This window comes from Adonisia turfae CCMR0081 (assembly GCF_011009555.1).
Classification (GTDB): domain Bacteria; phylum Cyanobacteriota; class Cyanobacteriia; order Phormidesmidales; family Phormidesmidaceae; genus Leptothoe; species Leptothoe turfae.
The window spans coordinates 2,944,864-2,971,393 of record NZ_QXHD01000004.1 but is presented as its reverse complement, the minus strand read 5'-3'; the positions used below and the strand labels follow the sequence as shown (position 1 = coordinate 2,971,393).

The 26,530-nt window shown below is 44.9% G+C and carries 16 protein-coding genes; 3 read left to right on the top strand and 13 right to left on the bottom strand.

Annotation, left to right across the window (positions count from 1 at the left end; all coding sequences use genetic code 11):
- Positions 1-195 precede the first annotated feature (195 nt).
- From DXZ20_RS17005 to DXZ20_RS16980, 6 genes are all read right to left on the bottom strand, one after another.
- Positions 196-525 carry a hypothetical protein gene (locus tag DXZ20_RS17005; protein ID WP_163659592.1) on the bottom strand — a complete coding sequence of 110 codons (330 nt, stop codon included), beginning with the start codon at positions 523-525 and terminating at the stop codon, positions 196-198.
- A 145-nt stretch (positions 526-670) separates the two neighbouring features.
- Positions 671-1,621, bottom strand: coding sequence for a glutaminase A (gene glsA, locus DXZ20_RS17000; RefSeq protein ID WP_163699436.1), 951 nt, complete (start codon positions 1,619-1,621; stop codon positions 671-673).
- Between the two features lie 148 nt (positions 1,622-1,769).
- Complete coding sequence (locus tag DXZ20_RS16995) at positions 1,770-3,830, bottom strand: prolyl oligopeptidase family serine peptidase (RefSeq protein ID WP_163699434.1); 2,061 nt, start codon at positions 3,828-3,830, stop codon at positions 1,770-1,772.
- A gap of 91 nt (positions 3,831-3,921) precedes the next feature.
- Positions 3,922-5,424: a hypothetical protein gene (locus DXZ20_RS16990; protein WP_163699432.1), complete on the bottom strand. Its 1,503-nt coding sequence runs from the start codon at positions 5,422-5,424 to the stop codon at positions 3,922-3,924.
- A 59-nt stretch (positions 5,425-5,483) separates the two neighbouring features.
- The gene (locus DXZ20_RS16985; RefSeq protein WP_163659599.1) at positions 5,484-6,464 is read right to left on the bottom strand and encodes an ABC transporter ATP-binding protein; all 981 of its coding nucleotides are present in this window, start codon (positions 6,462-6,464) and stop codon (positions 5,484-5,486) included.
- 291 nt (positions 6,465-6,755) lie between these two features.
- Positions 6,756-8,054: a glycosyltransferase family protein gene (locus DXZ20_RS16980; RefSeq protein ID WP_163699430.1), complete on the bottom strand. Its 1,299-nt coding sequence runs from the start codon at positions 8,052-8,054 to the stop codon at positions 6,756-6,758.
- A 148-nt stretch (positions 8,055-8,202) separates the two neighbouring features.
- Here DXZ20_RS16980 and larB point away from each other — a divergent pair, with 148 nt between their 5' ends.
- On the top strand, positions 8,203-8,982 hold the full coding sequence (gene larB / locus DXZ20_RS16975) for a nickel pincer cofactor biosynthesis protein LarB (RefSeq protein ID WP_163699428.1): 780 nt from the start codon (positions 8,203-8,205) through the stop codon (positions 8,980-8,982).
- Here the strand turns inward: larB and DXZ20_RS16970 are convergent.
- From DXZ20_RS16970 to DXZ20_RS16945, 6 genes are all read right to left on the bottom strand, one after another.
- Entirely contained in the window at positions 8,974-10,509 is a 1,536-nt protein-coding gene (locus tag DXZ20_RS16970) for a leucine-rich repeat domain-containing protein (RefSeq protein ID WP_163699426.1), read from the bottom strand. The genes larB and DXZ20_RS16970 overlap by 9 nt on opposite strands.
- A 129-nt stretch (positions 10,510-10,638) precedes the next feature.
- Positions 10,639-11,457 (bottom strand): alpha/beta hydrolase, encoded by an 819-nt coding sequence (locus DXZ20_RS16965; RefSeq protein WP_163699424.1) that lies wholly within the window; start codon positions 11,455-11,457, stop codon positions 10,639-10,641.
- A 199-nt stretch (positions 11,458-11,656) separates the two neighbouring features.
- Positions 11,657-12,721: a globin family protein gene (locus DXZ20_RS16960; RefSeq protein WP_163699422.1), complete on the bottom strand. Its 1,065-nt coding sequence runs from the start codon at positions 12,719-12,721 to the stop codon at positions 11,657-11,659.
- A gap of 279 nt (positions 12,722-13,000) precedes the next feature.
- Positions 13,001-14,095, bottom strand: coding sequence for a hybrid sensor histidine kinase/response regulator (locus DXZ20_RS16955; protein ID WP_163699420.1), 1,095 nt, complete (start codon positions 14,093-14,095; stop codon positions 13,001-13,003).
- 133 nt (positions 14,096-14,228) lie between these two features.
- Positions 14,229-17,810, bottom strand: a complete 3,582-nt coding sequence (locus DXZ20_RS16950) for a PAS domain S-box protein (protein WP_163699418.1) — start codon at positions 17,808-17,810, stop codon at positions 14,229-14,231.
- A gap of 149 nt (positions 17,811-17,959) precedes the next feature.
- The gene (locus DXZ20_RS16945; RefSeq protein ID WP_006513955.1) at positions 17,960-18,628 is read right to left on the bottom strand and encodes a response regulator transcription factor; all 669 of its coding nucleotides are present in this window, start codon (positions 18,626-18,628) and stop codon (positions 17,960-17,962) included.
- Between the two features lie 523 nt (positions 18,629-19,151).
- Here DXZ20_RS16945 and DXZ20_RS16940 point away from each other — a divergent pair.
- Positions 19,152-20,438 (top strand): glycosyltransferase, encoded by a 1,287-nt coding sequence (locus tag DXZ20_RS16940; protein ID WP_163699416.1) that lies wholly within the window; start codon positions 19,152-19,154, stop codon positions 20,436-20,438.
- 123 nt (positions 20,439-20,561) lie between these two features.
- The gene (locus DXZ20_RS16935; protein ID WP_163699414.1) at positions 20,562-21,761 is read left to right on the top strand and encodes a glycosyltransferase family protein; all 1,200 of its coding nucleotides are present in this window, start codon (positions 20,562-20,564) and stop codon (positions 21,759-21,761) included.
- Positions 21,762-21,801: 40 nt separating this feature from the next.
- On the opposite strand, the gene DXZ20_RS16930 is transcribed toward DXZ20_RS16935, so the two are convergent.
- Complete coding sequence (locus DXZ20_RS16930) at positions 21,802-25,686, bottom strand: hybrid sensor histidine kinase/response regulator (protein WP_163699412.1); 3,885 nt, start codon at positions 25,684-25,686, stop codon at positions 21,802-21,804.
- Positions 25,687-26,530: the final 844 nt, after the last annotated feature.

The following is a 26,530-nucleotide window of genomic DNA, read 5'->3' as shown; positions in this document are numbered from 1 at the left end:
TAACACCACAGGTTGGGGACTTTGCTAGCAGCTATTATCCCTCAACAGCATCCATAGCATTCTCTTTAGCTATCCCACTATATGGAACCAGTACCCACTATTCATATTCAGGTAAAAAGAAACCCTGACTATGGCTAGGGTCAAAGTAAGTATCTTATTTTAGATGCTTGTTACCAAAAAACTCGCATTCACTCCTTATTCTGACTCGTCAGCAGCAGATGCCATCTCAGCTTCGTTCTCATCATCGACAGCAGTAATTTCTATTGCTTCAGCTTCGTTCTCATCGTCGACAGTTTCACTATCTACAGCAGTAGTCGCTGTTGCTTCAGGTTCATCTTCGGCAGTGATGATTTCTGCTGTTTCATCTACTGCCTCGGTTGTAGTTGTATCGTCAATGGCGGTAACAGCCGTTGTTTCAGATTCTCTATGTTTGTTCTTTCTTAATTTGGTTGAGTGCTTTTGTCTCTTTTTGGTACTACTCCACTTATTCCGCATCTTTTTGATTTTCCCCTGGTAGACCACCATGGAAAAATATATCAATTACGCTGTTGTTGTTCCTAGAGTCTCTACAGATATCTCACATAACCTATAAGGAATTTAACCAAGTGTTGTATAGCTACGGTCTAATAGATCAGTTCACAACATTTCTAAGTATGGTAAGCGACAAATTTTAAATGCAAAATATGCATCGCCCCATGGATAGGTCAAACATGTGGAGGTTGTATTTTTTAGATAGGGCTTCAAATACTCGCAGGCCTCTTACGCTATTGCCATTGTCATCAATGGGGGGAGAAAACGTGGCAATACCTGCTTTTCCGGGGATTACTGCTAAAATACCACCGGAAACACCACTTTTTGCAGGCACACCAACTCGATAGGCCCATTCTCCTGCCCGGTTATACATTCCGCAGGTGTACATAACGCTGAGGATATCTCGAACGTAGTCTTCGTTAACGGCGCGGGTTTGGGTGATGGGGTTTTGGCCGTGATTAGCTAGTGTAGCTGCCATGGTGGCTAAGTCCTGACAGGTGACCATGACGGCACATTGCTGAAAATACAGATCGAGGGCAGCATCGATATCTTTATCGATCATGCCGAAGTTGAGCATCAGGTGGGCCATGGCGCGATTGCGATGACCAGTAGCCCGTTCTGAAATAAATGTGGGCATGTCAATAAAAACGTCGTGCCCGGTGTAGCGTTCAAGCATTTTGAGCAACCTGTTGAGCTTATCAGTGGGGCCATCACCCTTCAGTAGACTGGTGGTGGCAATGGCTCCAGCATTGATCATGGGGTTATAGGGCCGATGGGAGCCTTCATCTAACCGAATCATTGAGTTAAAAGGATCACCCGTGGGTTCTACGCCCACTTTCTTCAACAAAATCTCTCGACCATGATCTTCTAACGCCAGACCGTAGGAGAAGAGTTTAGAAATTGACTGAATTGTAAATTTCTGCTCGGTGTCCCCGACATTAAATGCCTGGCCATCGGTGGTAACAACGCTGATGCCAAACCAGTCTGGGTTAGCCTTGGAGAGTTCTGGAATATAAGCTGCGACCTCACCCTGCTCCATTGCCGCATAGGTATGGTGTAGCTTTTCAAGAAAGGCCTGCAATTCTGACATAGTCGATGTCCCACCCACTCGATAGCATCATAATTTGAAATTGGCGTTGCTGATCCTCGGAGGGATTTAATCCTTTAAATCTGGGCTATTAGCAAATATCACAGCTCGATTTATCCCCTAAATTAGCACCAGCTGAAATCGCAACAGGTTAAACTGTCAAATGTTTGCCCTCTGCATCTAAGGTCTTTACTAGAAAGGCCCATTTGTCAGCGACTTCCTCAATGATCTTAGCGGTTGGTTTACCAGCTCCATGGCCTGCCTTTGTTTCAATGCGGATTAATACTGGATTGTCGCCCTGGTGAACCGCCTGGAGTGTAGCGGCAAACTTAAAGCTGTGGGCTGGCACGACGCGATCATCATGGTCGGCGGTGGTAATCAGTGTGGATGGGTAGCTGGCTGAGTTTAGATTATGCAGTGGCGAATAGGCATAGAGTGCCTTAAATTCCTCAGGATCTTGGGGAGATCCATAGTCACTTTCCCAGGCCCAACCAATGGTGAACTGGTTAAACCGCAGCATATCCATCACACCCACTGCCGGTAGTGCCGCTGCAAATAGGTCAGGGCGCTGAATCATGCAGGCTCCAACCAGTAGCCCGCCATTGCTACGGCCCATAATCGCCAGGTTTTCAGATGCAGTATAATTGTTGTCAATTAACCATTCAGCCGCGCTGATAAAGTCATCAAAAACATTTTGCTTGGTCAGCTTTGTACCTGCCTGGTGCCAGGTTTTACCATATTCACCACCGCCTCGCAGGTTGGCTACGGCATAGATGCCCCCCATCTCTAGCCACACTAGATTGCCCACTGAGAAATTGGGGCTAAGGGGGATATTAAAACCGCCATAGCCATAGAGTAATGTAGGCGTTTGGCCATTGGGGGTTAGTCCCTTTTTATGGGTGATGAACATGGGCACGCGGGTGCCATCTTTGCTGGTGTAAAACACTTGTTGTGTTTCGTATTGATTGGGGTCAAACGCCACCGCCGCTTCACGAAACAGGCGTTTTTCTCCTGTTTCCAGGTTGTAGCGATAGATGCGGCTAGGCACCGTAAAGCTAGAAAATTGGTAAAATGTTTCCGTATCTTCTTTTTTGCCATCAAATCCACCTACGGAGCCAATACCTGGTAGCGCAACAGTTCTGAGGGGGTGACCTGCTAGATCAAAGATTTGAATAGTGGTGTAAGCATCTTTGAGGTAGTTGGCAACAAACTGATTGTTTAGCAGGCTAACCGAGTCCAAAGTCTCTTCTGCCTCGGGAATAATTTCTGTGGGGACATTTCCTTGGGTCAGATCAAGGGCAATGACACGACCACGGGATGCGTTTAAATCAGTTTTGAACCAGAATGTAGTGCCGTCATTGTCAATTAATCTATAGGATGCTTCAAATTCGCTAATCAGCTCTATGACTTCGCCATTGGGATCTTGAAGATCCTTATAAAAAATCAGGTTCTTGCTATCAGTGCCTCGCCATACATAGATAACCAGGTAGTGTCCATCATGGGTTACCCGCCCATGGAAGCCCCATTCTTTTTCATCAGGACGTTCATAGACCAGTGTGTCTTCTGACTGAAGAGTGCCCAGACGGTGATAGAAGAGTTTTTGGAAATAATTAACCTCTTCAAACTGAGAATCTGTCAAGGGTGCGTCATAGCGACTATAGAAAAAGCCCTGGTTGTCGTGACTCCAGAGCGCTCCTGAGAATTTGCTCCACTGTAGATGGTCGGCGGTATCTTCCCCTGTCTTGATATCTCGCACCTTCCACTCCAACCAATCTGACCCTGAACTAGAGAGGCTGTAAGCCAGATAACGACCATCTTCACTAACGGCAATGCTGCCTAGGGCAACAGTGCCATCTGTCGATAGGGTATTGGGATCGAGCAGCACAACCGGCTCAGCTTCCAGGGATGGTTGGGTGTAAAGCACTGCCTGGTTTTGTAGGCCATCATTCTTGTAGTAAAAATAACGTCCACCGCGCTTAAATGGCACACTGTAACGCTCATAGTTCCAAAGCTCCGTCAGCCGCTTTTTGAGAGGCTCCACCGCAGGTAGCTCACGCAGATAGCCAAATGTAACCTCATTCTGTGCCTCAACCCAGGTCTTCGTCTCATCCGAGTTTGGATCTTCGAGCCAACGATAGGGGTCAGCAACAGCCGTGCCGTGGTAAGTGTCGGTTTGGTCACAGCGGCGGGTTTGGGGGTATTGGAAGGGCATGGGGAGGGTAATTGATAGTTGATAATTGTCAATGGGTAATTGTCAATTACCCGAGTAGTGTAGCGTTTCCAGACTCAATTGAGATCGCACCCTAATCCCCTACGGCCTGTATCAAAGATCTGAGCCGCTGCAAACGGTGACGAAGCAACACCAATAGGGCAGCCAAAACAATTCCTTGGAGACCTATGCCTAAACCAATGGCCATCAACAATACGGGGTTAAGATCAGCATAAAATGAAAGATTGCCAAAGAATGTTCGATATAACAGCCATAGAGGATTTAGGGAATCACCTTTCTGAAAAATAGACAAAATGCTCAATGGCACAATAATCAGTAACAGGATTGTGCCTGTTGACCAAAGGGCTGGATTACGTACCTGGGTGGTAAAGATAATTTGGGTCAGCGCTGCATAAATTAACCAGCTCAAAATAATACTCAAGGGTACTGCTAGTAAATGCGGAGATAATAATGACTCAGCCCCCAGGAGCCACGATGGCACTATCAATAAACCGGCAATCAGAATATTGACCCCGATGGCCGTGAATGCTGGACTCTTATCAGCCCAAAGACGCGTAGTTAAATTAGTTTTGGGATAAGTTAGCCAGTCGAATAGCTGTTGGCGTTGAGGCATCAGGGCCAATAACAACGTTAATATCAAGCCAAAATTGACCCCATACAACACTACAAAACCGAGAAATGCATCCCAGCCTTGTGCAGCGTCCTGATGTTGAAGAAATCCCCAGACCAGTATGTTGATATAAGCCGTTAGCAAATAACTCAATCGCTTGCTAATTAATGTGGTTTTGGGTTGATGAAATAGACGTTTTAGCATGCACCACACTAAACCAATGGCAATAATCAGATTAACCAGAGTAAATCCATAGGCCAAAAAACTATTGTAAGCCAGGTTGACATATAGCCATTGCGTTGATACCAAGGGATTGTTTGCATCGAACAGTCTTGAGTGTGCAGCGATGGTATACCAGCTAATGTTTGCGTTCCAAAACATAAAAAAGGGCGCAAACAAAACTAGGCTAAGGCCGGAAAAGGCTATGGCTATGGATGTTTTTTGGGGTTGCAGCTTGCCAGTAATACCCGCTAAAAGGGCCAGGCTGAGACATAAAAATGTAGAAATAATCAACAGGCTGTAATAGCTCAAAAGGAAAGAGACTGGTGATGATATTTGAGCCAGAGCGTAAACATGTAAAGGAACAACCGAGAGTACTACCAAGTAGGGGACGATAGGGACCCCCAAGAGTTTGCCAAGCAGAATCTCTCGGGCAGGTCGTGGACTCAGACGAATAAAATTCAGAGTTCCCTTCTTCTCTTCTTGGGTCAAGTCACTGACTATATAGTATCCGCCGATGACAAATAAAAAGTAGGGAATTGCCCAGGTAAAAAAGCGCCCAATATCAAGCCATGGGTTATGAAATGGAGGGGCTGCTGTATTACGTTGAAATAACAGAAAACAAAGCAAAATTTGAAATATGGCCGATATGCTCAGCGTTGCTATTACCGTACGTGGTTTAAGATGGCCGCGACACTCTCGTAAAAATTGAGGGTTCCAAATGCCAATTTGATTGATCCAGTTCATGGGGAATGGGGAATGAGGAATGGTGTGTAGCACGGCCCACCATCTGGGCGATTTTTTCCTTAAGCCGTACGTTGATAGCCGGAGCGAATAAAAATATCTTCCAGGGTCTCTTGGGTCTGATAGAACTCCGTAATGGCAAAGCCTTCGGAAACTAACTGCCGCAACAGATTAGCAGCGGCTTGGACATCTTCGGTAAATTGAATGGCTAGCTGATTATCTTCTAATTGTTTTACGGGGATAGTTTGATTCTCTAAATAGCGAGCAAGCCCATCAATATTTTCAACTACAGAAATCAGCAGCTGTTGTGTGGCAGGTTCATATAAGGTATGCAATTGACCGCTTTGAACCAGTCGGCCCTGCTCCATAATGCCAATGGCAGTACAAAAGTCTTCTAGATCACTGAGGATATGGGATGAAATTAAAATGGTCATCCCCTGTTTTTGAAGAGTTTTAATGGTTTGACGATACTCAATGCGGGCGATGGGGTCCAAGCCAGAAACGGGTTCATCTAAAAGTAAGAGGGTGGGTTTATGTAGCACAGTGCGGGCTAAACTGAGGCGTTGTTTCATGCCTCGCGACAGCTTACTGATTAGCCCATGGCGTTTGTTTTCTAAACTTACTAACGCCAGTACATCGGTGATCCGCTGCTTCAGGTTAGTTCCTTGAAGATAGTATAGTTGGCCAAAGTATTGTAGGTACTCGTCAACGGTGAGGTCGTCATAGAGGGGGAAATCGTCAGGGAGTAACCCTAACTGATGCTTAATCTGGGCATTGGGATGGCCCCGCTTGAGGGGGGTTCCACCAATTAGAATTTCTCCGGTGGTCGGTTCCTCTGCCGTAGCCAGCAAACGAATCAATGTGGTTTTACCGGCACCGTTGGGGCCAATCAGCCCGTAAACTTCGCCAGCTGCGATGGCGAGATCAACGTTATTAACAGCTGCATGCCGATCAAACTGTTTTGTTAATCCTCGGGTTTCTACCACGAGAGACGGTGTAGTTGTAGGGGACGGATCTTGAGATATAGACGAAATTTCAGACATACCGTCACTGGGTAAATAACACTGAGCAGTTAAACGTAAGGGGAATCAACTTAAGTCGCGACATCTTGGCTATGACAATCGAAGGCTTAGTCAAGACATGTGACGTTCTAGAACCTTTGTGTTACAGGTATTTTAGAAAATGATTATGTTTGTAGCACCTCAACAATTCCTATCGGTGGAGAATCAGGAGGCAAGTAGTTAGGAATCAAGCTGTACTCAAAATTAAACAGTCGTAGCTTAGATTAAGCCTCCGTTAGATAACAGGTATTCATGGTTACATTTAATACCTGGTTAATGATTTGTTTCAATTCGATTGAATGCATCGGCGGGGAGTGTTTCCAAAATTAATTGGGCGAAACGGCTGGCGGCCCCTGATGGACCGCGCAGGTTACGCAGGTTTTGGCCCATGGCTTCCAGTTGTTCCGGGTGTTTGAGGTAGGTGGAAATGAGATCGCACACCTCCTCAGCCGTAATCCGTCCCAGCAGTTCCGGCACCACCTCTTCCTTGGCCCAAATATTCGGCCAGGCAAAGCGCTTCTGATTGCGCTGGATATATTGAATCGCCACGGTATTAATCACCGTGGTTAGCAAGGAGCCAACCACCGGCAGCTGGCATAGCAAGCCCCAAAGACCATCCCAGGTGCGCATGACGTCTAGCTGCTGAGTGGGGAGTAAAACCACCATGGGCACAGCCAGGGAGCCAAGCTGAGCGGTATTGGCTCCGACTGTGGTGATGCAAAGGGTGCAGCGTTTAAGCAGGCCATGGGCGGGAAAGTCGGTCCAGAGCCAGACTTTGGGGCCGTCCTTGATTTGGAAGTAGGGCAGGCCGCTGTTGGCGGGATTGTCGGGGGTGATGAGCCGGGCACTGGGTCCGTTCATGACTGCGACGGTGGCATTTTGGGTGGGGTCGGCGTAGGTGACAAGGGTGTCTGGCGTGACGGTGGGGGCGACGGGGATGATGAATTCAAGATCGGGATGGGTTTGGTGGAGTGTGTGTGCGATCGCAAGCGACAACGGTACCCCAGGCCTTAACTTATCTGGCTTTGACCCCGGCATCAGCCCAATTACCTGCGTTTCAGGGCTAAAGGGCAGCTCTGCGCCACTAGCAGATTCCACATCCGCCATCAGGTCACCCACCACCGTCAGCTTGGGCTGATATTTAGCCGCAACTTTCTCGGTAGTATCCCCCTGCATCATGCCAAAGTTATCCACCCAGTTGAGCCAGCGCGGTTCCCATTCTGCGTAGATGACGGTACGGTAGCCCAGACGCTTGGCCGCCCAGACAGCATAGAGCTGATCGCCACCAAGAAAAACGACCACACCCTGGTGATGCCAGTCCCAGTCATCAGTGGTTTTGCCCGTGAGCAAAAACCGGAAAAACGCGTCTGGCCCTTGCACGCGATCTACCTCGGCATAGGACTTGAGGGAAGCCGTTTCGCCTCCCGATGCGTGGGGGCAGGGGGACAGCATCACCGAAAAGCGCATCTGTTCGTGGTCCGGCTCACGCTTTCTCAGCTGCTGGATAACGGGTTTTACCCAGGTTGAGACTTCCCCTGGCCCGTTGGTCAAAATTAGAACGTCTACCGCCATCGGTCTATGGGTTCCAAAGGCATTGCCATGGCCACATTATCACGTGCCATAACCCGTGGGATGTTTCATGGAACGCCCCGACACAAACGTCAACCATTTCAAAAAAACGCTAGCCTAAATACCGTCCTTCAAAATTTCCGTTCTCACCGTGACCCAGCCTGCTGTACTACGCGATTTGTTGACCGCTGTTGCCCAAGGACAGGTTAGCCCCGACACTGCCTTTGATAAACTCAAGCACCTGAACTATCAACCCGTTGATGACTTTGCCAAAATCGATCATCATCGGACCTTGCGGACAGGATTTCCAGAGGTGATCTGGGGTCAAGATAAGACGATAGATCAGCTCATAAAAATTTTTCGAGCGATGGAGCCCGAGAATCCGGTGGTGATGGCGACACGAATTACGCCAGAGGTGTATCCACAGTTGCGAGACTCCTTGCCAAATCTGCGCTATTACGAACGAGCTCGCATTTGTGCCCTACAGCCAGAGACTATTGCAGCGGTATATCCCGGTAACATTGCGATTCTTACGGCGGGCACAGCCGATTTGCCCACGGCAGCAGAAGCGGCAGTCACGTTGGAACTATCGGGTTTTCAAGTGACCCGTCTATGGGATGTGGGTGTAGCAGGCATCCATCGGTTGTTGAACAATCGGCAGGTGATTGATCAGGCCGATGTGTTAATTGTTGTTGCCGGGATGGAGGGAGCATTGCCCAGTGTTGTTGCTGGATTGGCGAACTGCCCGGTGATTGCCGTGCCGACCAGTGTTGGTTATGGAGCCAGCTTTGGGGGGGTGTCGGCCTTGTTGACGATGTTAAACTCTTGCGCCGCAGGGATTGGCGTGATGAATATCGACAATGGGTTTGGGGCTGCTGTGTTAGCCGGGCAAATTATTAGAACAGCCACAAAAATTGGCCAATCAGCGTGAGTATTGCTCCAGCAGTTCAGGGGGCATGGGGTTGCCTGCGAGTTCTAGGGAACGGAGTTCGGGGAGTTGTGCGATCGCAACTGGCAAACTAGTCAGCTGATTATCCTTAAGGGACAGCCTTTCCAGGCTGAACATTCGCCCCATGTCGCCAGGCAAACGACTCAGCTGGTTCTGACTTAGATCCAGGTCATATAAATAAACCAGCTGGCCAATTTCAGAGGGTACCTGACTGAGTTGATTGTTCGCCAGGTAAAGATAAGCCAGAGCAGAGAGCTGGCCAATCTCAGTTGGTAAACGGTTAATCTGGTTTCCCGAAAGCCCCAGATATTGCAAATTAGAGAGCTTGCCAATCTCAGCAGGCAGGTGACTCAGTTGATTATCGTAAAGACCCAGACCGATCAGGTTCACGAGTTGGCTAATTTCAGTTGGAAAATTAACCAACTGATTAGAATTTAGAAAAATCCGTTCTAGCCGCGTCAGTTGACCGATCTCAGCTGGTAACTGGCTGAGCCGATTGCTATTCAGATACAGATCTTTTAGGCTGACAAGCTGGCCCATTTCAGCAGGCAGACTATTTAGCTGATTATCCCCAAGACTTAGATGTTGCAATTGCGAGAGGTGACCAATCTCAGCAGGTAGGCTGTTCAATTGATTTTCGTCAAGATCAAGATATTTCAGATTAGAGAGCTGAGTAATCTCAATTGGGAGGCTAATAAACTGGTTGTGGTTTAGAGAAAGGCGTTCTAAACGATTCAACCAGCGAATGTCTATCGGTACCCCCCTCAGTCGGTTGTAGCCGAGATCTAGCTGTTTCAGAGTAACAAGTTGACCGATTGTTATCGGTAAGTCACTCAGGCAGTTAAAGGAGAGATCTAGCTCTTGTAAATTAGAGAGCTGACCCATTTCAGACGGTAGACTATGAAGTTGATTGCCCCGCAGATTGAGTTCTTCCAAGTTAGAGAGCTGACCCATTTCAGCGGGCAGACTGCTTAGCCGATTATCCCAAACGTTTAGGATTTGCAGCTGAGAGAGTTGACCAATCTCCGATGGCAAATCACTCAGTTGGTTATTCCAAAGATCCAACTCTTGCAGGTTAGACAATTGCCCAATTTCAGCAGGCAACTGATTGACTTGGTTGATCTTCAGGTTCAGATAAGTCAGGCTAGAAAGCTGACCAATCTCAGGCGGTACCGTGGTTAGCTGGTTGTAACTCAGGTCTAGCGTTTGTAGCTGAGACAGTTGACTGATTTCTGGCGGCAACGTTTGCAAATCTAGCCCGGACAAGCTTAATTCGGTGGCCTGAGTCTTAAGGGCCTCCCGAATCAGTCTTTGGGCTTCAGCATAGGCCGAGTCTGTCTGAGCAAGAAGACGATGTCTGCTTAGGTCGCTTTGGCTGGCCATCATCTCTGATGCCGACAGCGCTTGATACCCTAATGGATTGGTTAACAAAGCCGCAGTCATGATGTTTCTGAGCAATGCCCCCAGGGGGGGCAACCCATTGCCTTTTTCGATAGAAGCCTGATGCATGACGATTTTCCTCAAGGAACCTGAACTCTGAGCAAAGAGCTACATGATGAAGTATCAGTAATCCAGATCGTTTACCTCATATGAAATCCTGACCGATAGCGCCCAATATCGCAGGGTATCCACGTCGGATTAGGTTTTCAGGAGTTTTTGGAAAGATACCAATGCTTGTCGCAGGCGGTCGCCGCTGGTCCAGGCAAAGTCATTGTGGCCTGCTGCGGGTACCCATAGAAATGCTTTTGGTTCTGGCGCTGCTTCGTATAGTTTCTGGCCATGGTGAAATGGGATGATTTCATCAGCCTGACCGTGCATAACGAGCACTGGGCAGCGGACCTTTTTAAGCTTAGGCAGATTTGAGAATTTGTCGAAAGGGAATAGGGGTAACGGAATCACTACACGAAAAGCAGATGTGAATGCGCTTTCTAAGATAAGTCCGGCCACGGGCTGTTGGCTGGCTAAAGCTGTTGCTGAGCCACCGCCGACAGAGCGACCATAGGCAATGATTTGATTGGCAGGTACGTTGAGCTGCTGAATCAGGTAGGTATAGGCAGCATTTACGTCTTGATAAGCGTTACGTTCACCAGGTTTACCATCACTGGTGCCATAACCTCGGTAGTCATAAGCAAATACGCTAAAGCCCCAGCGGTGCAGGTCTTCTAATATGGGACGAATATCGCCGAGGTCTTCAGCATTACCATGGATATAGAGTAGAGTGTAAGCGGCGTCAGGATTGGGCAGATAGAGAGCTGAAATTTGTTGGTTATTAGTGACAGGTACTTTTAGGATTTCCTGAGTGTCTTGGTAGCTGGCAGGTGGAGGTAGGAAAATCATGCTGTCTGCCCGGAAGAAGACATATAAGGCAATAACTATGTAGATAAACAGGACTGAGCGCACTAGTCGTTTCCAGGTAAATTCGCCAATCAGCAGTTTTCTAAGGGACGACTTATTCATGGGTGATGTTTATACCGACATTCCGCCCTCTCAACTGTCACACTCAGGCATTAAATCTGAAAACCTTTCCTAGCAGGACTTTGAATGCCCACTTAGTTCAAAATAACTGTCTTGATGCAATTCTCAATAGTTCTTGTTTATTGGAAATTGCTGTTCCTTAAGAGGCTGTGATCCATTGCCTTCGTCATTCCCTGCAAACCTACGATGCAAACCTTCTGTGAGAGAACGTTTTAGTCATCATTTCCAAATAAGGCTCAGCGATTTGCTTGTGATAAGGCTTCAGTTGAGTCGAGATTTCATGCATTAATAAAAGAGTACCTTCAACCGTCATGTCCCAGGGAATATTTAAAGCCCCATAAACAATCAGACAAATTGCCGACAATTCTTGTTCAATAACTGTTGCATCTTCTTCCAGTAAACATACACATAAATATGCTTGAAACATATCAAAATCTCGAATTGATGACTGCCTAACCTTGGGATCCGTTAAATCACCCCTATGGCTAATGTAATGGGGAAACGCATTGGCCCAACGTTCATAAACCCGAGTGGAAACTCTCGTTAGCCTAGATAACATCAATTCAACAGCCTCAAAAATCGGAGAATACAGGCTATACCTTCTCACCGCTATACAAAGGCGTTGCCAAGGCAGGCAAACCTGCTCCTCCAGAAATTTAAAGTAGCACTTAACAAAAATTTGTTCTAAAGGCGTTAATTCTTCTAATAATAGAGCATTGCTAAGGGTTATCTGCGTTGTGATAAACCCCACAGATTGCCAGTTGTGAGAAACTCGGTACCGTTCTTGTAGATCTAATAACAGAGGAGACAGCTCTAATGCCAACCGGTCTATCTTTGGCAACCCCCAAGCAGCTAGTGACGATTGATCAAAGGATTTATCAGGCTTGGAATATGATGAAAGAACGATTGCCGATGGATCTTGATACATCTCTATTATTTTGAGATAAATACGGCTAACAAGTTTAGCGATGCTAGCTATCTTTCTCAAATCTGAGTTCTTATAAAAGGAGTAAAGGTTTTTGGCTCTAACAGCAGCAAGATTACAGCGATCCTCAACCAGACGTTTATTCAGTTTATTAGCTGTATAGGCACGACCTTGCTCTGATACGGTCCCTTGCAATTTATCGCGAACTGAGAGAGCATTCTCAATTGATAAGATAGAAAGATCAGGTAAATAACGAGCAGCCCATATCTTTGTAAGACGTCCAACTGTAGACGTCTGAGAGCTTTCAGAATTTAATAACATAAGAGTAAATTTAAATTAAACAATGTATAGTCTGATTAATGAGTTAAATAGATAAACCTAATGCTTGCAATATTGTTGCTACCCTCCAACAGACCAAGGGTAGCAATCATTACTAACGTGAGTAGTAACCGTGAGTAACAACTCAGCGTTAAGGATTTTGATTTAGTATGACAGATTACATGAGAAAGATTATGAAACATTCATGAGGATCTTCTCAGCAAGAGAGTTTCCATGAATGTTTTTTATCATAAGTATAGATCTTTCTATTGATCGAAACGATTAGGGCGATGGTTCAAATGCAGGGTTATGAGCTAAGTTAATTTCAAAAATAGAGCCCTTGGGATGATTGCTTTTGACAAAGATATTGCCTTGGTGGGTCTCGACAATCATCTTACATAGCGCCAACCCCAGGCCAATTTGAGAAACGTTAGGCATTAGAGTGCCGATCTCATATTTTTCAAAGATCTGTTGCCGCAATTTATGGGGCACACCAGGACCCGAATCGATTACTTGAATGATTAATGTGTCTGGTTGAGAACCTGTGACTTTCACAACGATCTTACTGTGAGATGGAGAAAATTTAACCGCATTGGATAAAAGATTGTCTAATACCCGGTACATCAGGGTTTCATCAATGAAAATGGTATCCACTAAGTCATCTGCAAATAAACTGATAAGAGATTGACTTTTTTGGTTTGCGATCGTCCTAAAATTATTGATCACAGCATTTACGAGTTGACGAATGTCAACATTGGCTCGATTCAAACGTATATTGCCAGATTCAAGCAGCGCGATTTTGAGTAAATCATCAATTAAAAGCTGCAATCCTTGGGCTGATTTATAGATTTTTGCCAGTCTTTCCTGGATAACAGGCTCCACATCCATTTCAAGGAATTCTACCCCTAGCAATACATCTGTAAGGCGATTTCTCAAATCATGGATGAGCATATGGACCATATCCTCTCGGAACTTGAGTAAGGTTTGTAAATGGTCATGTTGGTGTTTAATACGGAGCATGGAATGCACCCTGGCTCGCAGCTCAAGACCATTCAGCGGCTTACTAATAAAATCATCGGCCCCTGCATTCAAACAGCGTGCCAAATCTTCTTTTCTAGTCAGTGCCGTCACCATGGTAATTGGAATCGATTGCCATTTAGGGACTGCCCTAATCTGTCGACATAGTTCAACACCATTGATGCCCGGCATCATGACATCCAATAGAATTAAATCAGGCTGAATAATCTCAAGGGAGTCTATGACTTCCGCAGCATTGCCAATGTAGTGTAGTTGATACTCTTGATCATTTAGGAGAATTGAAATTACGTCAAAATTATCTGGCTCATCATCAATAATGAGAACTGTGGGGGCATTCATTAATTAGCCTCCTACTCCTAATATAAAAATAAAACCTGAATCAACGTTTATTTACTAAACGATTGACTCAAATCTATTGACATTACATATAATTTTTGCAATGTTTACAAAAATATTTTAATGTAAACATACTTTACAATAGCTTTTGCATCGTATCAATTAACTGTTGAAGGTTACAAGGTTTATGGATGCAATGATTAACTCCAGCATCATAGTAATCATCCTGGCTGTTATCTATAAAAGGATCAATCAAAGCGATGATAGGAACAATCTTTAAATAGGAATTAAGACGAATTTGCTGAATAATCTCTAAACTATTATTTCCTAATACGTGGAGATCCATCAAGATCAAATCTGGGCTAGTCAATTGAGCAATATTACTAATTTTTTTCACATCTGCTGCAATTTGTAGACGGTGACCTTTTGCTCTTAAATAACTGGAAATTGTAATAATGTTTGCTGCATTTTCCTCTGCCAGTAAAATTAAGGAGGCCCTTTTCTTTGGAGCTGGCTTTGTGGTAACGCTGAGTTCAGTTTGTTTTTTTATGGCCGATACTTCATCATAAGATGTAACAACTTCGCACGGAATATCCATGGTAAAGCAGCTGCCCATGTCTGACTGACTGGAAACTCCAACTTCTCCACCATGAAGTTCAGCAATGCGTTTTACTAGCGCTAAGCCTAAACCAGTGCCTGGATATCTGCGATTTAACGATCCATCAATTTGGATAAAGGGCTGAAACAGCTGGCTAATATATTCAGGTGCAATACCGATCCCAGTATCAGTCACAGAAAATCGGAGAACTGTTTTTTCCACTAATGTCCTATTCTCTTTTTTTAAAAGAGTTTTTGTCTCACCCTGAAGGCTCACGGCTAAGGTGATTCGTCCTTCTTCTGAGGTGAATTTAACGGCATTACTCAACAGATTAATCAAAGCCTGACGTATACGTCGCTCATCTAACCACACATCAGGTATATGGGGAGGAAATTTAGTCTCAATTTGAATTGCTTTTTTATAGGCCTGTTGTTTAACAAAGTCTAAGCTGGATTTACAGAGAAGAATAACGATGGTTGGCTGCAAATCTAGCTTCATCTGGCCAGATTCAATTTTAGCAACATCTAAAATGTCATTGATGAGTTCTAGTAAATGGGCCCCACTACGTTCGATCAGTTGTAATGGCTTAAGTTGCTTTTGATTAATTGTGCCAAAAGCTTGCTTCTGTAAGCTTTCGGTCATACCCAAAATAGCGTTCAGGGGTGTGCGTAGTTCGTGACTCATATTAGCCAAAAACTCATCCTTAAGGCGAGTGGCACGCATCAGTTCTTCATTAGTGAGTCGCAGTTGTACTTCAGCTCGCTTTTGCTCAGTGATGTCACGAATAATTTTTGAGGCTCCTACAACTTTTCCTGTTTCATCTTTTAATGGGGAAATAGTAGCTGAGACATTAATGGGAGTTCCATTTTTGTGAAGATTAATTGTCTCAAAGTTTTTAATACGCTCTCCGTTAGTAATCCGCTCAAGAATCTGAGGCGCTATATCTAGACGATCAGGAGGAAAGAGAATGGATATGGGTTGACCGATGGCTTCAGTTTCTGTATACCCAAACAAATTTACAGCCGCTGAGTTCCAACTGGTGATAATGTCATCCAAGTTTGTGGTGATGATGGCATCGTCAGTTGATTCAACCACAGCAGCCAATAGACTTGCATTTTGCTGGCTCTGTTTGCGCTCGGTAATGTCCTGTACAAGCGCCAACACGGTGAAATGGCCTTCAAAATCTGATAAAACAGAGGTAGAAATAGAAATCGTCCGTTTTTGACCGTCTTTGCGATAAATCTCAGCTTCTTCAAGGGCTGGAACACTGTCCATACGTAGGTGCTCCATATATTGTTGAACATAGTTTTTTTGATCAACCGCATTAGAAATTAAGCCGGGTATAACCCCCAGATGGTTGACTTCCTCAATCGAATAGCCAGTAATCGCCTGCATTTTTCGATTCCAGATCGTGTGGCGAATAAAGGGAAACTCATCTATCTGTTGACAAACACAAAGACCCTCAGCCATATTTTCTAAAATTTGCTGACGAAACGTATTTTCCTTTTTAATAGTTGCTTCGGCTAATTTGCGATAACTAATATCTCTCACAAACGAAAAACAATATTCTTGACCGTCAAAATTTAGATATCTGGTATTAATCTCAACGGGATAAATATGACCATTCTTAGAGCGATGTTGAGATTCAAAGGTGAGCGATGATTCTTTTTTAAGAGTCTGCCACATCTTCACCCAATTTTCTGGAAAGACGTTTACATTGATGGCAAACACGTTCATCTGGCGAAACTCTTCCTGGGTATACCCTAGTTTGGCGCAGGCTGTTTTATTGGCATAATGAAAACTGCCATCTGAACGGATTAAAAACACGCAATCGGCAGCTAGATCTACGGCTGATTGTGTCATCATTAACGCCTTAGTTCGTTCCTCGATTTTGTCTTCTAACTCTTGATTAAGGTGCTGGAGTTTGTGCTGTGCTTGCTTGATGCTGGTTATGTCACGGGCAATTGCGTAAACAACCCCTGTTGTTACATCTGGGCTTGATCTCCACGACAGCCATTTATAGGAACCATCTTTACAGCGATAGCGGTTTTCAAAGTTGAGACCAATCTTATTGTCATAATTCAGACGATGAAACTCCTCTAGAGTGGCTATTCGATCCTCAGGATGAACAAAATTAATAAAGGGAAAACCGATTAATTCATCTTGTGCATGGCCAAGGGTGGTTTGCCAAGCAGGATTAACTTTTAGAAAATATCCTTCTGAACTAGCAATGCACAATAAATCCTGAGATAGATTAAAGAACCCCTCACGCTCTTGTTCAGCTTTTTTACGTTCGCTAATGTCTTGAATAATAGCGAAACAATGGGTAACTTGATTTTCCTGGAAATGGAGGGGATAAACCGTTATTTCAGCCCAAAAAAACGAGCCATCTTTGCGACGATACCGTTTTTCTAATTCGAAGCTCTCAATCTTTCTTAAAAATAACTGGCGGATTTTTGAGAAAGATTCTTCCGTATCATCAGGATGACTAATTTCATCAACCCCCATGCCCAATAGTTCTGCTTGACTGTAGCCCATCATCTTGCAGAAGTAAGGATTGACAAAGGTTAACCCCATGGTTTGCAAGTTGGTTTCAACATAGCCCACCGTCGATTGAACGAAAGTAGCGTCGACCCGTGCTTCCCTTAAACGCTGAGATTCTTTGCGATCGCTAGACGTAACTCCGTGATCATTCCTGGAGCCATCCGATTTATCCGATACCAGAAACCGTTGGCTTTCTAATTGCATTTTCCGGGTTTCATTGCGCACGATTTCTGGCAAAAGCCCTAAATCATCCTGAAGCAAATAATCATGGGCACCTGCCTTGATGATCTCTACAGCCCTGCGTTCACCAGAAATGGCTGAAATTACAATACAAGGGGTATCAGGCTGGTTTTGTTCGATAATTGCGAGTGCAGCAAAAACATCAAATTCAGACAGAGCATTATCTAAAAAAATAATCACGCCCCAGGAGCGATTGGCTGTTTTTCTGTGTAGTGGCTCAGCCGTTTTCACCCATTCCCAACTAGGATAAAACCCACTGCTACGTAATACCTGCAATATTAGCAGCAGATGCTCTTCTGAATCTGCAATGAATAGAACGCTTAAACGCTCATCCATAATTAGAGCACTCCAAATAATCGACCAAGGTAACCATTAAAATATCGTGCTCTGACTGTAGTAGCCATTGTCGTTATCACAGTCTCAAGTTGTTAGAGCTAAAACTATAGATCTATTTATGTTCTCCCTGGTATATATAAAGTTATAGCCTAAACAGGCATGCGATATCCCACCCCTCGAACAGTCTCAATTAAGTGACTTCCTAGCTTTTTACGCAGATAGCCCACATACACATCCACCACATTAGAACCTGGTGCATGGTCGTATCCCCACACCCGATCCAGTAGCTGTTCACGACTAATTACCTGTCCTGGATGACTCAAAAAGGTCTCTGCCATGGAAAACTCACGGGCTGATAGTTCAATGAGCTTCTCACCAATGCGCACTAGCCGTGTACGCATGTTGAGTTCCACCCCATGATGACTCAGTATCCAGTCTTTCTCAGGATTGGCAAATGCCGTCGTCCGCAACCGAGCCCGAATACGCGCCAACAGTTCTTCAAATCGGAACGGCTTAGTAACATAATCATCGGCTCCAAGATCAAACCCGGTGAGTTTATCGGTCATCCCATCACGGGCCGTCAAAATGATGATTGGAATCTGACATCCCTGCCCCCGTAGCTCTTGAAGTACTGAAAACCCCTCTCTTCCAGGCAACCCTAAATCGAGAATGATCAGATCAAATTCGCCATTGAGGGTATGACTCAGCGCTTCAGATCCTGTCGCGACATGTTTAGTCATAAATCCATTACTGCGTAGCCCTTGCTCTAAAAAAAATGCGACCCGAGTCTCATCTTCAGCAATTAAAATCTGTCTCATCTGAAATTCTCCTGCATCCTAGCAAAGCTAGCTGCTCTCAATAACGCTTGATTACTATAAGAGTGTGATTGCTATACAAGCTAATCTGAATAAACTAATTTGATCACGAGTAGACTCAAAACCAGATCTTCAAGTAGACAAACAGGTATACCTTAAACAGTCGTCTAATTAAGCTAAACTTTTATACTTAATTAGCCTAAGGTATTTTACTTGGCCATTATCGTTGCGACAACCCAGGTTGAAATGTCTTCACAGATATATCTTGACAGATATAGTTTATTAATAGGTCGCCAATAGAGAGTATCTAAGAAAACTCTCATGGAAATGGCTTTCATGAGGAGAATCTAACCGTTCATTCACTTGCGTTTTAACAAAATCGACCATAATACCCAACATAGTGTTGTGGACTCAGGTCAGCTGCAGGGAATGGAGCTATATTTGCATCTATTCCACCTTATTCAACGAACGTATGTCTTTATACGAAGCGCTTTTTTTGATTCAGCCGTAATTTCACAGGATGACTATGCGCCCTTTAATTGGACTTTTGCTGGAAACCTATCCTACCGTATCAGAGACTTTTATTGTCAATGAGATCTTAGAGCTAGAAAGACAAGGGCTCGACCTACACATTTTCTCTTTAAGACCTCCATTTGAAGGGGATAGTCATCCTGATGCGGTCAATATTAAAGCGCCAATCACCTACGTGCCATCCCTGCTTCCTGAGTTTGATCGAGCTGCTGAAAAAGAGCTAGTCAGTACTCAGCTTGCTTTATTCGAACAAGATAGTGATGTTTATTTAGAAACCTTAAAGCACCATCTAAAGCGCGATCAACACCAACGGCTTAATGAATTTTTACAAGCAGGTTATTTGGCCCAGTTGCTGAAAGATTTAGGCATTATTCATCTCCATGCTCATTTTGCGGACATACCTGCAGCTACCGCAGAGATTGTGAAGGCGTTTTCTGGCATATCCTATAGCCTTTCAGTCCATACAAAAGATATCTATATTAAGGATACGGCTAGCCTTAATCGCCGTATGGCTAAAGCGAACTTTATTTGTACGTGTAGTGAATACAATCGCTGTTATCTAGATCGTATTTCCACCTCCCACACGCCTATTCACGTGGCTTATCATGGCATTGACGTTGGTCGCTTTAATCCTCCACCTAAACGTCAACAGTCAGATATTCCTCTCATTCTGAGTGGTGGTTATTTGTGTGAAGACAATGGATTTCAATATTTATTAGAAACCTTTCATCTTCTTAAACAGGAAGGCACGTCGTTTCAAGGCATAATTTTTGGTGATGGCCCCTTAGAAAATTCAATACGCCAGAAAATTAACCACTTAGGTCTTAATGGACATGTCACTCTAGTTAGCCATATATCTCAGGAGCAGCTGATTGATTATTATCAAAAAGCGACTCTGTTTGTGTTGCCTTATCTGGTAAGCGACAGTGGCAATCGCGATGGGATTCCTCACGTATTGCTAGAAGCTATGGCAATGGAAATACCCGTTGTATCAACCAGTATTTTAGGAATTTCTGAGCTGATGCACTCTTACTACAATGGAGTATTAGTGCCTGAGAAAGACTCCCTATCCTTAGCCAAAGCTTTAGAGACATTAATGGAGCAGCCTGAGTTAAGTAGCACATTAGGCAAAGCAGGCCGCTTAACCGTGTTGGATAAGTTTAGCCTAGCGAGTAATGTAGGCGCTTTAAAAGACAATTTAATAAAAGCTGTACAGCCCCCCATGAGGCTGACAAATCAGGAAAATACGCTAGCGAACTTGCTCAAGTTAACAGCTTCGTAGATGACATGCATACGCCACGTGCATATTTTATGGGCCGATAACAGTGCATCCCTACATAATTGCAGGCATACTATAAATCTTGTGTTTAGGAATCATGATTAATATCCATGGCGGGAATAATCAATGAAAAATCTACTGTTTTATAGTCAGCCTAGCCATGACATTGGGCACTTAATTCGTAGTATGGCAATTGTCCACAGCCTGACTCAAGAATTTAGAGTGTATGTCGTCAACAGTGGAGGGGTGATTCAGGATTTTCCTACACTTGAAGGTATTGAAATTGTTGACTTACCGACAACTCAAACAGAGTTAGCGGATTCTAAATTGTCTGTAGCTTCTTTGCCTATAGACAATATTTCAGACCGTCGCCGTAAGCGATTATTGGAACTTTGCGATCGCATCCGTCCTGCTGCTGTCATTGTAGAGCGATTTCCCTTTGAGCATCATCACCTTGCTGCTGAGATCATCCCTTTACTAGACAGATCTAAAGACTACGGAGCTCAAACTATCTGTAGTCTGGGTGACATTGTTATTTCACCCACCAATAAAGCCGATTATGAAACTGAAACCTGCCAGCTGATCAATCAATACTTTGACCAGCTCTTAATCCATGGTGACCCTAGCTTCATTTCACTGAATGAAAGTTTTTCTTGCATCAGAGAACTCACCTGCGACATTCACTACACAGGCTATGTAGTACCGGATGTAGATCGAGAATTCTCCCCTGAAGCTAAGACTAAGCCAATGATACTCGTGACCGTTGGAGATGGTCGTCTAGGGCATGGGCTATTGGATTGCGTCGCTCAGGCCAGTCAGTATTTAGAAGATAAAATCCCCCATCATATTCAAATATTCACAGGGCCATTTGTGCCCATGGACATTTACAGACGTCTGCAAGCAATGGCAATACATTGCTCTAATCTCACCGTACAGCGGTATACCTCTGACTTACTTAGCTATATGGTTCAAGCTGATTTGGCCATCGGCATAGCCGGATACGACATGACCCTAAATGTTCTACAAACCGGCACTCGGGCAATGCTATTACCATTTGGAGGGAATGTTGAACCGGAACAAACACGAAGATTAGCTCGCCTACAAGAGCGCGACATACTTAAAATTATCGAACCAGAAGAACTTGATCCAATTCTCTTTTCTTTTGAAACTCTTGCCATGTTGAACCGTTATCCCAAGCCAAATGATATCTGCTTACAGGGCGTTAAGATTACAACGACTCTGGTTAAAGCCTTAGTGACTTTAAAAAAGCCATTTAACTTACTCAATCCAACCCTAGAACCTCTTCCATGTAAAGACAGCTATTGATAGGAGCAGAGGCTAATATAGCTTGGGTATGCTTTCTCTCTCATTGAGTTAACAACTTTTGAATTGATAGCGTTAACTGTTTGAGTTTAACCGGTTTACTGAGATAAAGGTTAGCCCCAGCCTCTAAACAACGCTCTCGATCTCCTGTCATAGCAAGGGCTGTCAGCGCAATGATGGGGATTTTAGTCAGAGCAGGTAATTGGCGAATGTGTCGGATGGCTGTTAAACCATCCATGCCAGGCATATGGATGTCTATGAGAATAATATTGGGTAGTTCAGCCTGAGCTAACTCAATGGTTGCTTGACCATTTTTTGCCACTTGAAGGCGATAGCCTTTAGCACGCAGATAACTGGAGAAGGTGAGAATATTGGCCTCGTTGTCTTCCGCCAATAGGATGAGGGGAGCTACGGTGGGTTGTTCGCTTTCAGGAGTTGTTGGATAAGACTCCGGCACAATTTGAGATATGGGATCACTAAGCTCAGAGATGGTATAGGGCAGCTCAATGGAAAAGCAGCTACCTACGTCGACCTCACTGGTGACGGCGACTTGTCCTCCATGGAGTTGAACAATCCGTTTTACCAGAGCTAGCCCCAGTCCAGTGCCTTCATATTGTCGATTGAGATCACTTTCAATCTGGACAAAGGGTTGAAACAACTTTTTCAGATGGTCTGGAGCAATGCCCATGCCTGTATCGGTCACGGCAAAGCGTAGGTATTTTTGGTGGCAGGTCTCGTCCGGTGGCAATGGCTCCACTTCGAGGGTGATGTGTCCCCCTTCCAGGGTAAATTTTACAGCGTTGTTCAACAGATTAATCAAAACCTGGCGAATCCGCCGTTCATCAACCACTATATCTGGTAAGTTTGAGGGAACTTTCTGGTGAAGCTGGATGTTTTTCTTCAGGGACTGTTCTTTGACAAAGGCCAAACTAGACTTACAGAGATATGTCACCGCAACGGGAGAATACTCTAGCTCGATTAACCCTGACTCCACTTTGGCCAAGTTGAGAATGTCGTTGATCAGTTCCAGCAGATGCGATCCACTGCGTTCAATGGTCTGTAACGCTTTTAGTTGTTGCCCATTAATCTGGCCGACAACCTTCTCTTGTAGTACCTCGGTCATCCCCAGAATCGCATTTAGGGGGGTGCGTAGTTCGTGGCTCATATTAGCCAAGAAAGCACTCTTAGCTTCGTTGGCAGCTTCAGCTTGTTCTTTAGCAACTTTCAGCTCATAAGCCCCGGTTTCGGCCTGTTCTTTGGCAATTTTCAACTCATAGGTCCGTTCTGTTACTTCAGCTGTGAGTTGGCGATTGTAACTTTCGATGGCTTGAACTCGCCAGCGATAAATCCCGATGACTGCGCCTAATCCTGACACCACTGCCAAACTGCGAAACCAAAGGGTCTGCCACCAGGGGGGGGTAATCGTGATTTGTAGAGCTCTACTAGTTTCATTCCAATAGCCATCACTGTTACTGGCCTTGACCCGGAAGGTATAGTTACCCGGGTTAAGGTTGGTGTAGGTGGCAAAGCGACGACGACTGTCGACCCATGTCCAATCTTGATCAAAGCCCTCCATCTTATAGGCATATTGATTGTGTTCAGGAAACCAGTAGCTCAACGCCGCAAAGGCAATGCTAAATACTGACTGATCGTGACTCAGGGTAACCTTATTGGTAACACTGATGTCCTGGGTTAACGGAGACCCCTCCTGACCAAGAGGGATTGACTGATTGAACAGTTGAAAGTCGGTGAACACGACCGGCGGTGCGAAACTATCATTGATTAATTGATTGGGGTAAAACGCATTAAAACCAGCAGTGCCACCAAAAAACATTTCGCCCGTTCGACTTTTGTAACCAGCACTCGCAGCAAATTCTTTACCTTGTAAACCATCGTGTGCACCGTAATTTCTAAACGTGAGTGTCTCGGGATCAAATTTGGAGAGTCCTCGATTCGTGCTTATCCATAGATGGCCTTGATTATCTTCCAAGATGGCACGAATGGATGCACTGGGTAGACCATCTTTCTCTCTATAACTGGTAAATGCGCCCTTGGCCGCATCAAACCGACTTAACCCGGCGGATGTGCCAATCCATAATGTACCTTTGGTATCTTCATGAATTGTATATACGGTATTGCTCGGCAAGCTGTTCTGAAGATCGTTTGGATTGTGTTGATAGCGGGTAAACGTTTTAGCCTGAGGGTCAAATCGAGTTAACCCTTTATGCCAGCTGCCGAGCCATAGAATACCGGACGGGGTAATATGAATGACTCGTACATTATTATCACTCAGACTGTTGGCATCATTGGGTTCGTGGCGGTAAGCACGAAACGTTTCGGTACTCGGATCAAAATGATTAAGACCACCCGCTCGGGTCCCCACCCAAATGCTGCCGTCATCGTCGACTTGAATGGATAGAACACTATCGTCTGGATCGCTCAAGCTGTTGACATCATTCGGATCGTGCCGATAGGTCGTAAACCGGCCACTGGCCCGATCCAAGCGATTCAATCCGGTGTGACCAACACCGCCCACCCAGAGATCACCCGCCGCATCTTCATCAATGGCTAAAAAATCTGTACCAGCCCCCAGGCTATGGGGGATTGTCGGTTCATGTAAATAATGGGTAAATTGCCCTGTCTGACGGTCAAATTTTTCCAGCCCGATCTGAGTGCCCAACCATAGTGCACCGTCGCTCGTTTCATAAATGACCTGAACAGACGGATGATTTAGTCCATTAGGATTATCTGGGTTGTGTTTGTAGTGGGTGAATTTGGCAGGAGTGGGATTAAAGATATTCACCCCACAACACAAGCTCCCAACCCAAATGACGCCAGAGCGATCTTGATATGTGGTGATCTTATCGCTAGGACTGATGGTGGATGCATCCGATGGATTGTTTACCAAATGAGTCCATTGCCCCCGCTCAAGCTCACGTCTAGCAAAGCCATGTCGACCATTGACCCACATAGTTCCTGTGCGATCGACTAGAATTCCCCTCAGCTCAGGATTAAGGACGCCAGGAACCGCATAGGGTTGACGGGTAAATCGTTCTGTTTCTGGATCTAGGATATAAAGTCCAGTTTTGGCCGTAAACCAAATCAGACCAGAGGCATCTTCATAAAAGTTCTGGTTATTGCCCCAGTCAGCGTTCAGGCTTTTCCCGGTCTTCGGATCGACTGGGAAACGGGTAAACTGCCCCGTGATCGGATCCAAACGGTTGAGCCCCGAATGAAACGTGCTCACCCAAAGCTGCCCGATCCGATCCTCATGAATGCCGACAACTTTGTCACCACTGAGACTGGTGGGGTCATTTGGGTCATACTGGTAGCGAGTGACGTTACCTGTCTTTGGATTAAAGCGGTTAAGACCGCCTCCCCAGGTACCAACCCACATAGTCCCAGCCCGATCGTGATAGACACTGACAACATCATCACTACTTAAACTATTGGCATTGTCAGAAGCATAACGGTAATGAGTGAAGGTTTGGCGGGCGTGATCAAAGCGATTAAGACCGCCTCCGAGGGTACCAACCCATAGAAAGCCCTCCTGGTCAAGGGTGAGCGTACTCACCAGATTGTGACTCAAACTGCTGGGGTCATCCACGTCATTGTTATAGACCACCGTGGTGCCGCCGTCGTAGCGAGTTAGCCCATCCCAATGACCAAACCACATAAAGCCATGGTTATCTTGCACAATTGCCCGTACTCGGTTGCCCGCCAGACCGTCCTCTTGGGATAAGTGATTAAACTTGATGTCATCAGGCCTGCGAGCATAGGAAGGTGATACCGCATTCAAAACAAACCCAAGGGTGGTGATTAAAACGGCAATCCTTCTCAACATAACGGGTGGAGCAATAGCATCGACATAACGCTTACCGACACTAACGTTTTCTAGATATTTCTCTAAATAAACCCTCCTAATCATAACTTTACTGCTTTAACTTCAAAACCTCGACTACCTGAAAAATTTAATTTCTAAAGGAAAAATACAAGATTCATGCATAGCTGGAGTTTGGGTTCTAGCTCAAAGAACACCTCATTTATCCGATCGAAGTCATGCACACCAAGCTTTATCAAGAATATTTTCCACGTTGCAGCCGTTATCTAGACGTCTTTATCTATCTATTTTTAGCCTCTGTGCGATCGCACCCACCACCTAAGCACAGATCATTACAGAACTCTCTCCATATTAATTCGATGGGTCCAGACTAATTCAAACTTGACCGGAACCGATTGAATGGTTGTGGATATCTGCTGCCATTTCACTCTTAGCAAGTTTAGGTTCCATGGCCATCGACACTACACCCTTGCTTCAAGTAAAATCAAAGTTATCTTACCCAAATTAGAATAAGCGGTGCATTCGTTGGCTAACGACTCCCACATGAATCCTGCACACTTCTAAACACCATTCTTGGTATACGTGAGGCTGCTAATTAATCTACTCAGCGATGCCGTTAAAATCTTACCAGCAGGGGGTTTTGCCACCTTAAGATGATCATAAACAACAGTCTGAAAAGACATCTAACGAGACCAGCGATGCGGAGACATCTAACTCCCGCAACATCTTATTAAATTTTCTTGTCATTAACCCAGGCATTGGTATTAAATCTGATTATATGCAAAAGCTATTCAAACTCTTTATTCAAGCTGATGATGCGCTTAGCCGATAATAAGTTAGAGCAGGCTTAAAAATCGCTTTAATAAAACGCATTGCTGAGCTTCAGGGCGGTAAAGGTAAAATTATTAGTAATATTTGAACAGGGGGCAGG